This is a genomic window from Pseudomonas sp. GW821-FHT11D10 (assembly GCF_058808435.1).
Genome location: NZ_JBXARR010000007.1, coordinates 254,884 through 268,622 on the forward strand (window position 1 = coordinate 254,884; position 13,739 = coordinate 268,622).

10 protein-coding genes are annotated in these 13,739 nt (G+C 62.6%); 8 read left to right on the plus strand and 2 right to left on the minus strand.

What is annotated here, in order from left to right; translation table 11 throughout:
• Window positions 1-168: 168 nt before the first annotated feature.
• The 3 genes from AC1RT4_RS21395 (at window position 169) to AC1RT4_RS21405 (ending at window position 6,039) form a co-directional block, all read left to right on the plus strand.
• Complete coding sequence (locus AC1RT4_RS21395; RefSeq protein WP_493087671.1) at window positions 169-1,962, plus strand: DUF1302 domain-containing protein; 1,794 nt, start codon at window positions 169-171, stop codon at window positions 1,960-1,962.
• Between the two features lie 23 nt (window positions 1,963-1,985).
• Window positions 1,986-3,353, plus strand: a complete 1,368-nt coding sequence (locus AC1RT4_RS21400; RefSeq protein WP_007957243.1) for a DUF1329 domain-containing protein — start codon at window positions 1,986-1,988, stop codon at window positions 3,351-3,353.
• A gap of 139 nt (window positions 3,354-3,492) precedes the next feature.
• Entirely contained in the window at window positions 3,493-6,039 is a 2,547-nt protein-coding gene (locus AC1RT4_RS21405; protein ID WP_493087673.1) for a helix-turn-helix transcriptional regulator, read from the plus strand.
• 4 nt (window positions 6,040-6,043) lie between these two features.
• Here the strand turns inward: AC1RT4_RS21405 and AC1RT4_RS21410 are convergent, their stop codons facing one another.
• Complete coding sequence (locus tag AC1RT4_RS21410; protein WP_493087675.1) at window positions 6,044-6,826, minus strand: IclR family transcriptional regulator; 783 nt, start codon at window positions 6,824-6,826, stop codon at window positions 6,044-6,046.
• Between the two features lie 163 nt (window positions 6,827-6,989).
• Between AC1RT4_RS21410 and hmgA the strand changes: the two genes are divergently transcribed.
• From hmgA to AC1RT4_RS21430, 4 genes are all read left to right on the plus strand, one after another.
• A complete protein-coding gene (hmgA, locus tag AC1RT4_RS21415) occupies window positions 6,990-8,285 on the plus strand; it encodes a homogentisate 1,2-dioxygenase (RefSeq protein WP_493087677.1) in 1,296 nt (431 codons plus the stop codon).
• 3 nt (window positions 8,286-8,288) lie between these two features.
• Window positions 8,289-9,593, plus strand: a complete 1,305-nt coding sequence (fahA, locus tag AC1RT4_RS21420; protein ID WP_493087680.1) for a fumarylacetoacetase — start codon at window positions 8,289-8,291, stop codon at window positions 9,591-9,593.
• Between the two features lie 12 nt (window positions 9,594-9,605).
• A complete protein-coding gene (gene maiA, locus AC1RT4_RS21425; protein ID WP_493087682.1) occupies window positions 9,606-10,244 on the plus strand; it encodes a maleylacetoacetate isomerase in 639 nt (212 codons plus the stop codon).
• A gap of 81 nt (window positions 10,245-10,325) precedes the next feature.
• Window positions 10,326-11,723 (plus strand): MFS transporter, encoded by a 1,398-nt coding sequence (locus tag AC1RT4_RS21430; protein WP_493087684.1) that lies wholly within the window; start codon window positions 10,326-10,328, stop codon window positions 11,721-11,723.
• Here the strand turns inward: AC1RT4_RS21430 and AC1RT4_RS21435 are convergent.
• On the minus strand, window positions 11,647-12,450 hold the full coding sequence (locus tag AC1RT4_RS21435) for a SirB1 family protein (protein WP_493087686.1): 804 nt from the start codon (window positions 12,448-12,450) through the stop codon (window positions 11,647-11,649). The two genes, AC1RT4_RS21430 and AC1RT4_RS21435, sit on opposite strands and share 77 nt — an antisense overlap.
• Window positions 12,451-12,634: 184 nt before the next feature.
• Between AC1RT4_RS21435 and AC1RT4_RS21440 the strand changes: the two genes are divergently transcribed.
• Entirely contained in the window at window positions 12,635-13,654 is a 1,020-nt protein-coding gene (locus tag AC1RT4_RS21440; RefSeq protein WP_493087688.1) for a Glu/Leu/Phe/Val dehydrogenase family protein, read from the plus strand.
• The last annotated feature ends 85 nt before the right edge of the window (window positions 13,655-13,739 follow it).

Consider the following 13,739-nt stretch of genomic DNA (forward strand, 5'->3'; position numbering starts at 1 on the left):
CGTTGCGTTGATAGTGGTGCATCCAGCCTGTTCATGGCGGGCGCAAAGCCTTGTCGCAGGCGGGGATTCATCCTTTCGAGCGACAGCGTGAATACCTCCTTGGTGCGCTTATCCTCGCTGTGGTGCGGCAGTAGGGTGGGGCCTTCTGTCACTCACCGGGGAAGACGCATGACAAAAACAACAATGCGCGCCATCTTCACGCCGCACGCGCTCGCCGCTGCGGTGGCCTTGGGTTGCTGTGCCCAGGCGCACGCGGTCGCTTTCAATATCGGGGAAATCGAAGGCACGTTCGATTCGTCGCTGTCGGTCGGTGCGAGCTGGGGCATGCGTGATGCCGACAAGTCGCTGGTGGGTACGGTCAACGGCGGGACGGGCCAGTCGTCCACCGGTGATGACGGGCGTTTGAACTTCAAGAAGGGCGAGACCTTTTCCAAGATTTTCAAGGGTATCCACGACCTCGAACTGAAGTACGGCGACACCGGTGTGTTCGTGCGCGGCAAGTACTGGTACGACTTCGAACTCAAGGACGAAGACCGCGAGTTCAAACCGATCAGTGACAAGGGCCGCAAGGAGGGCGCGAAGTCTTCCGGCGCGCAGATCCTCGATGCGTTCGTCTATCACAACTATTCCATCGCCGACCTGCCGGGCACGGTGCGCGCCGGCAAACAGGTGGTGAGCTGGGGCGAAAGTACCTTCATCGGCAACTCGATCAACAGCATCAACCCGATCGACGTCTCGGCGTTCCGCCGGCCAGGTGCGGAGATCAAGGAAGGGCTGATTCCGGTGAACATGCTGTTCGCCTCCCAGGGGTTGACCGATCAACTGACGGTCGAAGGCTTCTATCAACTGGAATGGGATCAGACCGTTCTCGACAACTGCGGCACCTTCTTCGGGGTCGACGTGGCGGCGGACGGTTGCAACAACGGCTACACCGTCGGCAGCCCGGCGATCGCCCCGTTGGCGCCGCTGGCGGCAGCCTTTGGCCAGCCGATCCAGGTGACCCGCGAAGGCGTGATCGTGCCCCGTGGCGGCGACCGCGATGCGCGGGATTCCGGGCAATGGGGCACGGCGTTGCGCTGGCTCGGCGATGACACCGAGTACGGCCTCTACTTTATGAACTACCACAGTCGCACGCCGACCGTCGGCACAAGCACCGCCGGTTTGTCGACCCTCTCGGCGTTGCCCGGCATGGTCGCGACTGCCAACCGGCTGGCGCCCGGCAGTGGATCGGGATTGGCGCAAAGCGTGATGCTCGGGCGTGGTCAGTACTACCTCGAATACCCGGAAGACATCCGCCTGTATGGTGCGAGTTTCTCCACCACACTGCCGACCGGCACCGCCTGGACCGGCGAGATCAGCTACCGGCCCAACGCGCCGGTGCAGGTCAACACCAACGACCTGACCCTGGCGCTGCTCAATCCGATTGCAGGCGGTGCCGCGTCGCCGCTGGTTACCTCGCCGGGCGCCGACAACAAGGGCTATCGGCGCAAGGAAGTGACGCAGATCCAGAGCACCCTCACGCACTTTTTCGATCAGGTCTGGGGCGCGCAGCGTCTGACTCTGGTCGGTGAAGCTGCGGTGGTTCGGGTCGGTGGACTGGAGTCACGCAGCAAACTGCGTTACGGCCGTGACTCGGTCTACGGCCAGTACGGTTTCGGCGGCGACACCGACGGTTTCGTCACCTCCACGTCCTGGGGCTACCGCGCCCGGGCGATCCTCGATTACGCCAACGTGATCGGCGGGATCAACCTCAAGCCCAACCTGTCCTGGTCCCACGACGTCGCCGGTTATGGCCCCAACGGTCTGTTCAACGAGGGTGCCAAAGCCGTCAGCGTCGGGGTCGATGCCGACTACCGCAACACCTATACCGCGAGCCTGAGTTACACCGATTTTTTCGGCGGTGACTACAACACCCTCGAAGACCGTGACTTCGTGGCCCTGAGCTTCGGTGTGAACTTCTGATCTGCCCGAGAAGGATGAATGCAATGCGCAAGATGATTCTGCAATGCGGTGTCCTGGCCCTGAGCCTGCTGGCCGCCAACGTGATTGCGGCGGTGTCGCCGGACGAAGCCAACAAGCTCGGCACCAGCCTGACGCCGCTGGGGGCCGAGAAGGCCGGTAACGCCGACGGGTCGATTCCGGCCTGGACCGGCGGTATCCCGAAAAACGCTGGTGCGGTCGACAGCAAGGGCTTCCTGGCTGACCCGTTCGCCAGCGAAAAACCGCTGTTCACCATCACCGCCGCCAACGTCGACAAGTACAAGGACAAACTGTCCGACGGTCAGGTGGCGATGTTCAAGCGCTACCCCGAGACCTACAAGATTCCGGTCTACCCGACCCATCGCACCGTCGCCGTGCCGCCGGAAATCTACGAGTCGGCCAAGCGCAGTGCGCTCAATGTCACGACGATCAACGACGGTAACGGTCTGGCCAATTTCACCGGCAATCGCTACTACGCCTTCCCGATTCCCAAGAACGGGGTCGAGGTGTTGTGGAACCACATCACCCGCTATCACGGCGGCAACGTCAAACGCATCATCACTCAGGTAACCCCGCAGACCAACGGCAGCTACACGCCGATCCGCTTCGAAGAAGAGATCGCCGTGCCGCAACTGATGAAGGATCTGGACGCGGACAAAGCCGCCAACGTGCTGACCTTCTTCAAACAGTCGGTGACCGCTCCGGCGCGACTGGCCGGTAACGTGCTGCTGGTGCACGAGACCCTTGATCAGGTGAAGGAGCCGCGTCTGGCGTGGATCTACAACGCCGGCCAGCGCCGGGTGCGTCGCGCGCCGCAGGTCGCCTATGACGGGCCGGGCACCGCCGCCGACGGCCTGCGCACCTCGGACAACTTCGACATGTTCTCCGGCGCACCGGATCGCTATGACTGGAAACTGATCGGCAAGAAGGAAATGTACATTCCGTACAACAGCTACAAGCTCGATTCGCCGAGCCTCAAGTACGACGATATCGTCAAGGCCGGGCACATCAATCAGGACCTGACCCGCTATGAACTGCACCGGGTCTGGGAAGTGGTCGGCACGGTGAAACCGAACGAGCGGCACATCTACGCCAAGCGCCACATGTACATCGACGAGGACAGCTGGCAAGTGGCGCTGGCCGATCACTACGACGGTCGCGGGCAACTGTGGCGAGTGGCCGAGGGGCACGCGCAGTACTACTACGATCACCAGGCCCAGGCCTACACCCTCGAAGCGCTCTACGACATCATCGCCGGCCGGTACATTGCCTTGGGGATGAAAAACGAAGAGAAGCACAGCTTCGAATTCGGCTTCGAAGCCAAGGCCGCCGACTACACCCCGTCGGCCCTGCGTGCCGAGGGCGTACGGTAAGGATTTCGATACATTGGCAAGGCAAAGGGCGACCGTACGGTCGCCTTTTTTATGGGCACCAATCAGCGTACTGAATACTCGTCAACAAGCGCCGGGGAGAGGGCTAGGGTGAGCGTACAACGATAAAAAGGCGTACCCGATGACCGCCATGACCCACGCTCCGGATCGCCCGGGATTTCTGCCCAGACTCTCAGCTCATCATCTTCCACGTCCACGTCTGACTGCATCACTGCTCGAGTCTTCGGCACGAGTCCGGTTGATTTGCGCACCGGCCGGCAGTGGCAAAAGCACGCTGTTCGCCGAATGCCTGCTGCAGGCGCCCGCCGAATGTACGGTGTGCTGGCTGCCGCTGGCGGGCATGTCGATGAGTGTCGCGGCATTTTGCGAGCGACTGGCGCAGGCATTGGGGCTGGCAGCGGCAGATGAGTCGTCGCTGCTGCATGAGCTGGCGCGCCGGTCCTCGCCGGTCTGGGTGTTTCTCGACGATTACTGCCGTGTTGAAGAGCCTGCGCTGGATGCGCTGCTCGACCGGATGCTGGCGCTTGCCAGTCCTGCCGTCATCTGGTGGATCGGCACGCGTCGACGCCCGCAATGCAACTGGCCGCGGCTGTTGCTCGATGATGCCTTGTACGAGTGCGAACGCGCGGCGCTGGCGTTGAGTCGCGGCGAGATTGCACAACTGTTGCGGCACCTGCCGCCAGCTCAGGCCGACGACGTGGCCGGGCGAATCCTCCAGCGCAGCGGTGGCTGGTGCGCCGGGGTGCGGATTCTGTTGATGCAAAAATGCGACTGGTCGCAAAAGACCTTGCCGCAGCAACGCATGGACACCCTGCTGGACTACCTGCAACACGAACTGTTCAGTGGTTTGAGCCCTGAGCTGGCCGAGGCCTGGCGGGTGCTGGCGCATTTGCCGCGGTTCAACGCCAGCCTGTGCGATCACCTGTTCGGTGCCGGCGAAGGAGCGCAGTGGATGCGTACGCTGCAAACGCTCGGGTGTTTTATCGAACCCTGGCAAGGGTCGCCGGACTGGTTGCAGGTGTGTGCTCCGCTGTCGCGTTTGATGCGTGATGAACCCTGGCCGGCCGGACGTTCCTGGCATCGCCGGGCCTGTCAGTGGTTTACCGCCGGACAGCATTGGAAATGTGCCTTCGAGCAGGCATTGCTGGCCGAAGAGTACGAGGTCGCGGTGAGCCTGTTGCAGCACTTCAGCTTCGAGCACCTGTTCGAGGAGCAGACCGTTGTGCTGCTACTGCGTCTGTACGAGCAGCGAGGCGAGGAACTGCTGCTGGGTTCGGCGCAACTGGTCGGGCTGATCACGGCAGCGCTGTTGTTTGCCGGACGATTTGCCCAGGCGGCGGATTGCATCGGGCAACTGTCGCGTTTTCTGCCGCCACCGTCGGCGGGTCAGCAACGGCAATTGATCGCCCGCTGGCAGGCTCAGCAAGGCTGGCTGTTGCATTTGCAGGGGCACATGGACGAGGCGCGCGAGCATTTCGAGCAAGCCTTGAACGAGCTGTCGCCGCAGGCCTGGACGGCGCGTTTGCTGTGCCTGTCGGGCCGCACTCAGCAGGCGTTGCTGTGCGGGGAGCTGGAGCTGGCTCATTCGATCAATCGTGAAACGCTGTGCCTGGCTCGGGCAGAGGGTTCTTTACTGTTCGAGGCGTTGCTGGAACTGGATCATGCCCAACTGCTGGAGCAGCGAGGGGCGTCGGCTCGTGCCGAAGAATTGCTGGCCAATCTTTGCGCCATGCTCGGCGCGTGCGTCGAGCGACCGACGCCGCTGCTGGGCCGTATTGCCCTGCGTCGCGGGCGGTTGGCGTTGAACATGGGGCAGCAAGGCCGGGCGGCCGAATTCTTTCAACAAGGGCTCGACGACTGCCTGCGCAGCTTTGACAAGCGAGTGCTTTATGGCTTTCTGGGACAGGCACAACTGGCTGCCGATCAAGGTGATTACCCACAGGCGTTCATGCGTCTGCGTGATGCCGAACGGTTGATGCAACAGCGGCAGATCCCGGACACGGTTTATCGCGGGGTTCTGCTGCAGGTCAGTAGTGAATTCTGGCTGCAACAAGGGCGACCCGAACTGGCTCGCGAAGCATTGAGTCGTGTGCTCAGGCACTATCGTGGCCCGCGCGCACGGCAGGCGCCGCCGGCAACGCTGGAACTGATTCCGCGCATCGAGTGTTTGCTGATTCTGGCCGAGATCCGATTGGGTCAGGCACAACAGCCGATGACGCGTCTGCAGAGTTTGCTTGAGTATGCCCACGCCAGCCGGATGATCGCGCTGGAAGCCGAGTTGCTGTGGGTCATGAGCGAGGTGGCCTGGAAGCTCGATGAGCCGGAGTCTGCCCGGGGGTACTTCGACAACGGGCGCACGTTGGCCAGTCATTTCAACTTGCAGCGTTTGTCGATGAAGTTTGATGACAAGGCGCTGAACCTTTGGCCCGGTTCAACGCTGGCCGCTCCACTTCTTGATGAAGGGGATAACGAAGGCTCATTGAGTCTGAGAGAGTCGCAGGTGCTTGGACTGATCGCGTCGGGAAGCTCCAATCAGCAAATTGCGGACACGTTGTTCATCTCGTTGCACACGGTCAAAACCCATGTCCGGCGAATTCACGCGAAACTGGGTGTCGAGCGCCGGACTCACGCCGTGGCACGGGCGAGAATGCTCGGTTTATGCCGATGAACATTCACGCTGGTTGATAACCCATCCGCCAGCTCACGGCCCGCGTCGCCGCCAGCAACCGCTGCGCCGCCGGGCCGTTTTCGTCGGCGTGGAACAGCGAGGTCGGGCCGACGATGGTCAACACCGCAGCGACCTGCCCGAGGGCGTTGAACACCGGTGCCGACAGGGCATCGACACCGGGCATCAGCAAGCCGTGGACATGATGCAGACCGCGATCGCGGATCTGTTCGCACAACGCCGCATAGGCTTTTTCGTCTGCCAGCGGATGGCCGCCGACGGCGATTTCCTGTTCGCGCAATTCGTCGGTTTCCCGATGCGGCAGGTACGCGCCGAAGACCAGACCGGTGGAGGAACTGAGCAGCGGCAACACCGAGCCCAGTTGCGTCACTACCGTCACCGCGCGCACCGCGGGTTCGATGTGCACCACGGTCGCGCCCTGATTACCCCACACCGCGAGGAAACAGGTTTCGTTGAGTTCGTCGCGCAACTCGGCCAGCGGCAGGGCGGCGACTTTCAGCACGTCCATACTGTTGAGTGCGGCCAAGCCCACGCGCAGCGCTTCACGGCCGAGGCCGTAGTGGTTGGTGGCGGTGTTCTGTTCGGCAAAGCCCGAGGCAATCAAGGCCTGGAGATAGCGATGCACTTTGCTCGCCGGCATCTGCACATGTTCGGCCAGACGCGACAGCGAAGTGGACGGCGACAACTCGGCCAGGGCCTTGAGGATGTCGGTGCCGACTTCGGCGGAGCGGACTTTCTGTTTGCCGTTGCTGTCGCTGGTTTTTTCCATGGTGCTGCCGTGTCCCGGAACGAATGGGCGTCTTTATAGCTTGACGCTGGATAGCGAGCAAATTACGTTATGCGTAATTGAATTACGATAAAAATAACCCCGGCGTGCCAAGACCTCTGATCCAGAGCGTCCGGCCATGCCGACTCCCTGTTCAGGAGGCTCCATGAACCTCGATTCAGCCCTGGCTTACCAGTCCGGTTTCGGCAACGAATTCAGCTCTGAAGCGTTGCCCGGCGCACTGCCCGTCGGCCAGAACTCCCCGCAGAAAGCCCCTTACGGTCTCTACACCGAACTGTTCTCCGGCACCGCGTTCACCATGACCCGCAGCGAAGCGCGGCGTACCTGGATGTACCGGATCCAGCCGTCGGCCAACCACCCGGCATTCGTCAAACTGGAGCGGCAACTGGCGGGCGGCCCGTTGGGTGAAGTGACCCCCAATCGCCTGCGCTGGAACCCGCTGGAGATCCCGGCCGAACCGACCGATTTCATCGACGGTCTGGTGAGCATGGCGGCCAATTCCGCTGCCGAGAAACCGGCCGGCATCAGCATCTATCACTACTGCGCCAACCGTTCGATGGAACGGGTGTTCTTCAACGCCGACGGCGAGCTGCTGCTGGTGCCGCAACTGGGGCGCCTGCGCATCGCCACCGAACTGGGTGTGCTGGAAGTGGCGCCGCTGGAAATCGCCGTGTTGCCACGGGGCCTGAAATTCCGCGTCGAATTGCTCGACTCGCAAGCACGCGGTTACGTCGCCGAAAACCATGGCGCGCCACTGCGCCTGCCGGACCTCGGGCCGATCGGCAGCAACGGTCTGGCCAATCCGCGGGACTTCCTGACCCCGGTCGCCGCCTACGAAAACCTGCAACAACCGACCACCCTGGTGCAGAAATTCCTCGGCCAGTTGTGGGGCACCGAACTCAATCACTCACCGCTGAACGTGGTCGCCTGGCACGGCAACAACGTGCCGTACAAATATGACCTGCGCCGTTTCAACACCATCGGCACCGTCAGTTTCGATCACCCGGATCCGTCGATCTTCACCGTGCTGACCTCGCCGACCAGCGTCCACGGTCTGGCCAACCTCGACTTCGTGATCTTCCCGCCGCGCTGGATGGTGGCCGAGAACACCTTCCGTCCGCCGTGGTTCCACCGCAACCTGATGAACGAATTTATGGGTCTGATCCAGGGCGAGTACGACGCCAAGGCCGAAGGCTTCCTGCCCGGCGGTGCGTCCCTGCACAGCTGCATGAGCGCCCACGGCCCGGACGGCGAGACCTGCACCAAAGCCATCAACGCGGACCTCAAACCGGCGAAGATCGACAACACCATGGCCTTCATGTTCGAGACCAGCCAGGTGCTGCGCCCAAGCCGCTTCGCCCTTGACTGCCCGCAACTGCAATCCACTTACGACACCTGCTGGGCCACGCTGCCCGCCACGTTCGACCCGACCCGGAGATAACCCATGACTCAGAATTCCATCACCCGCAGTTGGGTCGCTTCGGCCAACGGCCACACCGAATTCCCGCTGCAGAACCTGCCGCTGGGCGTGTTCAGCATCGAAGGCTCGGCACCACGCGCGGGCGTGGCGATTGGCGAACACATCTTCGATCTGCAAGTGGCGCTGGAGGCCGGTCTGTTCGACGGCGTCGCGCGCAGTGCTGTCGAAGCCATGCACGGCGGTCAGTTGAACGCGTTCTTCGAACTCGGTCGCGACGCCCGCGTTGCCTTGCGTGAACGTCTGCTGGAGCTGTTCAGCGAAGGCAGCACTCATCGCGGCAACATTGAAGCCCAGGGCGCGAAACTGCTGCCACTGGCCGCCGATTGCCAGCTGCACCTGCCGGCGCGCATCAGTGACTACACCGACTTCTACGTCGGCATCGAGCACGCACAAAACGTCGGCAAACTGTTCCGTCCGGACAACCCGCTGCTGCCGAACTACAAACACGTGCCGATCGGCTACCACGGTCGTGCCTCCACCGTGCGCGCCTCCGGTGCCGACGTGCGCCGCCCGAAAGGCCAGACTCTGCCAGCCGGCGCGACCGAGCCGACCTTCGGCCCATGCGCACGGCTGGACTATGAGCTGGAACTGGGGATCTGGATCGGTCAGGGCAACGAGATGGGCGAGCCGATCGCCATCGGTGACGCCGCTGAACACATCGCCGGTTTCTGCCTGCTCAACGACTGGTCGGCCCGTGACATCCAGGCCTGGGAATACCAGCCGCTCGGCCCGTTCCTGTCCAAGAGCTTCATTACCAGTGTTTCGCCATGGGTGGTAACCGCCGAAGCACTGGCGCCATTCCGCACCGCGCAACCGGCGCGTCCGCAAGATGATCCGCAGCCGCTGCCGTACCTGCTCGACAAGCGCGATCAGGATGGCGGTGGTTTCGACATCGAGCTGGAAGTGCTGCTGCTCACCGAGAAGATGCGCGAGCAGAATCTGCCGGCCCATCGCCTGACCCTGAGCAACACCCGCTACATGTACTGGACCGTCGCGCAAATGGTTGCGCACCACAGCGTCAACGGTTGCCAGTTGCAGGCCGGTGACCTGTTCGGTTCGGGCACTTTGTCCGGTCCGGAAAACGGCCAGTTCGGCAGCCTGCTGGAAATCACCGAGGGCGGTAAAAAGCCGATCGAACTGGCGTCCGGCGAAGTGCGCAAATTCCTTGAAGACGGTGACGAAATCATCCTGCGCGCCCGCTGCGCCCGCGAAGGTTTTGCCTCGATCGGTTTCGGTGAATGCCGTGGCACCGTGCAGGCGGCGCGCTGACAGGAGCGGCTCATGGATCTCTATACCTATTACCGTTCCACCTCGTCGTACCGGGTGCGGATCGCGCTGGCACTCAAGGGCCTCGACTACCAGGCGTTGCCGGTCAATTTGATCGCACCGCTCGGTGGCGAGCATCGGCAACCGGCTTACCTGGCGATCAATCCACAGGGCCGGGTGCCGGCGCTGCGCACTGACGAAGGCAAGTTGCTGATTCAGTCGCCGGCGATCATCGAGTACCTGGAAGAACGTTATCCACAGGTGCCGCTGCTGCCCGAAGACCTCGTTGCCCGCGCCCAGGTGCGCGGCGTGGCGGCGGTGATCGGCTGCGATGTGCATCCGCTGCACAACGTCAGTGTGCTCAACCGCCTGCGCGGTCTGGGGCATGAAGAATCGCAGGTGAACGAGTGGATCGGCCACTGGATCAGTCAGGGGCTGGCGACGGTGGAGCAGTTGATCGGCGACAGTGGTTTCTGTTTCGGCGAGTGGCCGTGCGTGGCGGACGTGTACCTGATTCCGCAGTTGTACGCGGCCGAGCGGTTCGACGTTTCGCTGGAGGCGTATCCACGGATTCGTCGGGTGGCCGCGTTGGCCGCTGAGCATCCGGCGTTCATAGCGGCACATCCGGCGAATCAACCGGACACGCCGAAGTAGCATTTGATGGCTCCCGTGCAGCGCACGGGAGCCATTCCGGTTACCCGCAAAAAATCATAAAAACAAAACAGGTACCTTGCGATGCATAACCAGATTGCCAGCTTTCGGGCGGCACTCGACGCCCGTCCTGTGTCCCGCTTTCAGTGGTTGCTCCTGATTCTTCTCGCCTTGCTGCTGGTCACCGACGGCTATGACGCCCAGGTGCTCGGTTACGTGGTGCCGGCGCTGGCCCAGGACTGGGGCCTGGAAAAATCCGCGTTCGGCCCGGTGTTCAGCGCCAACCTGCTGGGGCTGACCCTCGGCTCTCTAGCTGTGACGCCACTGGCCGACCGCTTCGGCGTTCGACGGATTCTGCTCGCCTGCGTGCTGATCTACGCCAGCCTCACCGTGCTGATGGTGTTCGCCGATTCCCTGAATACCCTGATGATCGCGCGCTTCATCTGTGGCATCGGCATGGGCGGTGCGATGCCCAGCGCCATGGCGCTGATGTCGGAATATTCACCGCCACGCCTGCGCACGTTGATGGTCACGCTGGCGGCGTGCGGCTTTTCATTCGGCGGTGCGGCGGGTGGTTTTGTCGCGGCCGGCTTCATCGACCGTTTCGGCTGGCAAGCCGTGTTCCTCGCCGGCGGTGTCACGCCATTGCTGTTGTTCCCGTTTCTCTGGTGGATGCTGCCGGAATCCTTGCCACGTCTGCTGCGTGATGCGCCGCCGTATGCGCGCCTGCGCAAAGTCACCGCGCGGATGCTGCCGGATTGGCAACCGCCCGCCGCATCGGTCGAGCAGAACGAACGCGAGCAGGGCAGCAAACTGACCGTGGTGGAGTTGTTCCGCAACGGTTACGCACGCCCGACCTTGCTGATCTGGTCGACGTTTTTCGTCAGCCTGATTCTGCTGTATTTCATGATCAGCTGGCTGCCGTCGCTGCTGCTGGAAAGTGGCCTGAAACTCAACGAAGCGAACCTGGTGACGTCGATGTTCCTGTTCGCCGGCACGCTCGGCGCAATCTGCATGGCGTGGTTCGCCGACCGGTTGAAAAGCAAGGTGCGGCTGCTGTCCGGTGTGCTGGCTGGTGCGGCGGTGTGCACGATCCTGCTGGGCCTGAATCATGACAATCCGCGCTATCTGGTGGCCTGTGTGTTCGCGGCGGGGTTCTGCATCATCGGCGGGCAACTGACGCTCAACGCGTTCGCCAGCAATTTCTATCCGGCACACGTGCGTGCCACCGGCACCGGCTGGGCATTGGGAGTAGGGCGGTTCGGTTCGATTCTCGGGCCGCTGTTCGGCAGCCTGTTGTTGGCGATGCACATTCCGGTGGAGCAGATTTTCTTCTTCTGCGCGATTCCGGCGGTGATTGCGGCGTTGCTGATTATTCAGGTGCGTTCGCCAGTTACTGCGCCGTTCAGTGGACAACCGCATTCGGTGGCAGATGCCCCAGCCGTTCCGTCAGGCGAAGTCGCTGAATCGGGTCGTCACTGAGCAATAGCGCGTGCTCCAGATCGAAACGCTCGGCGTTCGGGCAATCGAGGCGCTGGTACAGACTGGCCCGGGCCAGATAGTCGGCGGCGCTGGCGTTGCCCAGTTCGAGCACGCGCTCGGCATCGATCAGCGCCGCGATGAAGTCGTCGTGGGTCAGGTGCAGCTGGCGCAGGTTGCGTGACAGACGCTGAAGCATCTGCACTGGCTCGGCAGTCAGCAGGTGGTCGGCGTTGAGTTTCATCTGGTGGCCGTACTGGCGGTGCAGCAGTTCGCGGCAGTCGTTCGGATACAGGCGCCGTCCGCCGCACGGATCGAGCAGGTGATCGGCCCCGGGAACCTTAAGCAGGAAATGCCCGGGGAAGTTCACGCCCACCAGCGGAATCTCCAGGCCTCGGGCCAGTTCCAGGGCGATCAGTGCCAGCGCCAGCGGCTGGCCGCGTTTGGTCTGCATGACTTTGTGCACCATCGCGGCTTGCGGACGCAACGGTACGAAATCATCCTGGGCAAACCCCAGATCGGTCATGCGTCGCAGCAGCGGTTGCGCCAGCTCGCTGACCGGCAGCAACGGCAAGCCATAACTGACCCGCTGCTGCAGTTCCTTGAATTCCTGCAACAGCGTTTCGGGATCGGCTTGTTTGTCGTGTTCGGCGGCCATCCACAACGCCGCTTCGAACAGCGCGGGCGGTGAACGGTGCAGACAATCGAAGAAACGTTGGCGCGGACTCATCTAAATCTCCGGGGCATGCCTCGTTTTAGCCCCGTCTTTGCCATTCGTCCAGTGCCGGGCCGCTCTGCCATCGGGTTATGCCACAACCCTGCGATCGGTGGCGGCGCTTATTCCGGCGCGCTTCAGCAATTTTCAGGCGCAAGCCTATACTGGCGTCTACCAGAAGTGATTCGGGAGCCTGCCGATGTTCGCTCTCATGCAAAGCACTCGCCTGGAATCGCTGCACCTTAGCGTTGATCCGGTGTCCGGATTGAAGGCGGTCATTGCCATTCATAACAGTCGCCTCGGGCCAGCCCTGGGCGGGTGTCGTTATCTTGCCTACCCGAACGACGAATCCGCGGTCGAGGACGCCATACGCCTGGCCCAGGGCATGAGCTACAAGGCCGCGCTGGCTGGCCTCGCCCAGGGCGGCGGTGTCGCCGTGATCGTGCGGCCGGCCCATGTGGAAAACCGCGGCGCCTTGTTCGAAGCCTTCGGCCGTTGCATCAATCAGCTCGACGGCCGCTACATCACTGCCATCGACAGCGGCACCTCGGTGGCGGACATGGATTGCATCGCCCAGCAGACCCAGCACGTAACCAGCACCACCTCGGCCGGCGACCCGGCGCCACACGCGGCAATGGGCGTGTTCACCGGAATACGCGCCACGGCCATGGCGCGGCTGGGCAGCGACAACCTCGAAGGCTTGCGCGTGGCGATTCAGGGGCTGGGCAATGTCGGTTATGCCCTGGCCGAACAACTGCACGCCGCTGGCGCCGAACTGCTGGTCAGCGACATCGACCACGGCAAGGTGCAACTGGCGATGGAACAGCTCAACGCCCATCCGATCGCCAACGACGCATTGCTAAGCACGCCGTGCGACATCCTCGCGCCGTGCGGCCTTGGCGGGGTGCTCAACAGTCACTCGGTCACCCAGTTGCGCTGCTCGGCGGTGGCGGGTTCGGCCAACAATCAGCTAACGCACCTGGACGTCGCCGATCAACTGGAACGGCGCGGCATCCTGTATGCGCCGGATTACGTGATCAATGCCGGCGGGTTGATCTACGTTTCCCTCAAGCATCGCGGCGAAGAACTGACGACCATTACCGCGCACCTGTCGAAGATCAGTTCGCGCCTGACCGAAGTCTTCGCCCACGCCCAGGCGGAAAAACGTTCACCCGCGCGGGTGGCGGACGAGCTGGCGGAAAAGGTGTTGTACCGCTGAGGTTTGTCCGGGCATGAAAAAGCCCCTGAGTCTTTCAACTCAGGGGCTATTCAATTCAGAGGCGTCAATTCAGTTGTCGCTTACT

Excerpts from the sequence above, each read along its gene's own strand:
- AC1RT4_RS21400 (WP_007957243.1), top strand. The coding sequence starts at position 1,986 with ATGCGCAAGATGATTCTGCAATGCGGTGTCCTGGCCCTGAGCCTGCTG.
- AC1RT4_RS21430 (WP_493087684.1), top strand. The coding sequence starts at position 10,326 with ATGCATAACCAGATTGCCAGCTTTCGGGCGGCACTCGACGCCCGTCCT.
- maiA (WP_493087682.1), top strand. The coding sequence starts at position 9,606 with ATGGATCTCTATACCTATTACCGTTCCACCTCGTCGTACCGGGTGCGG.
- AC1RT4_RS21405 (WP_493087673.1), top strand. The coding sequence starts at position 3,493 with ATGACCGCCATGACCCACGCTCCGGATCGCCCGGGATTTCTGCCCAGA.
- AC1RT4_RS21440 (WP_493087688.1), top strand. The coding sequence starts at position 12,635 with ATGTTCGCTCTCATGCAAAGCACTCGCCTGGAATCGCTGCACCTTAGC.
- AC1RT4_RS21435 (WP_493087686.1), bottom strand. The coding sequence starts at position 12,450 with ATGAGTCCGCGCCAACGTTTCTTCGATTGTCTGCACCGTTCACCGCCC.
- hmgA (WP_493087677.1), top strand. The coding sequence starts at position 6,990 with ATGAACCTCGATTCAGCCCTGGCTTACCAGTCCGGTTTCGGCAACGAA.
- fahA (WP_493087680.1), top strand. The coding sequence starts at position 8,289 with ATGACTCAGAATTCCATCACCCGCAGTTGGGTCGCTTCGGCCAACGGC.
- AC1RT4_RS21410 (WP_493087675.1), bottom strand. The coding sequence starts at position 6,826 with ATGGAAAAAACCAGCGACAGCAACGGCAAACAGAAAGTCCGCTCCGCC.
- AC1RT4_RS21395 (WP_493087671.1), top strand. The coding sequence starts at position 169 with ATGACAAAAACAACAATGCGCGCCATCTTCACGCCGCACGCGCTCGCC.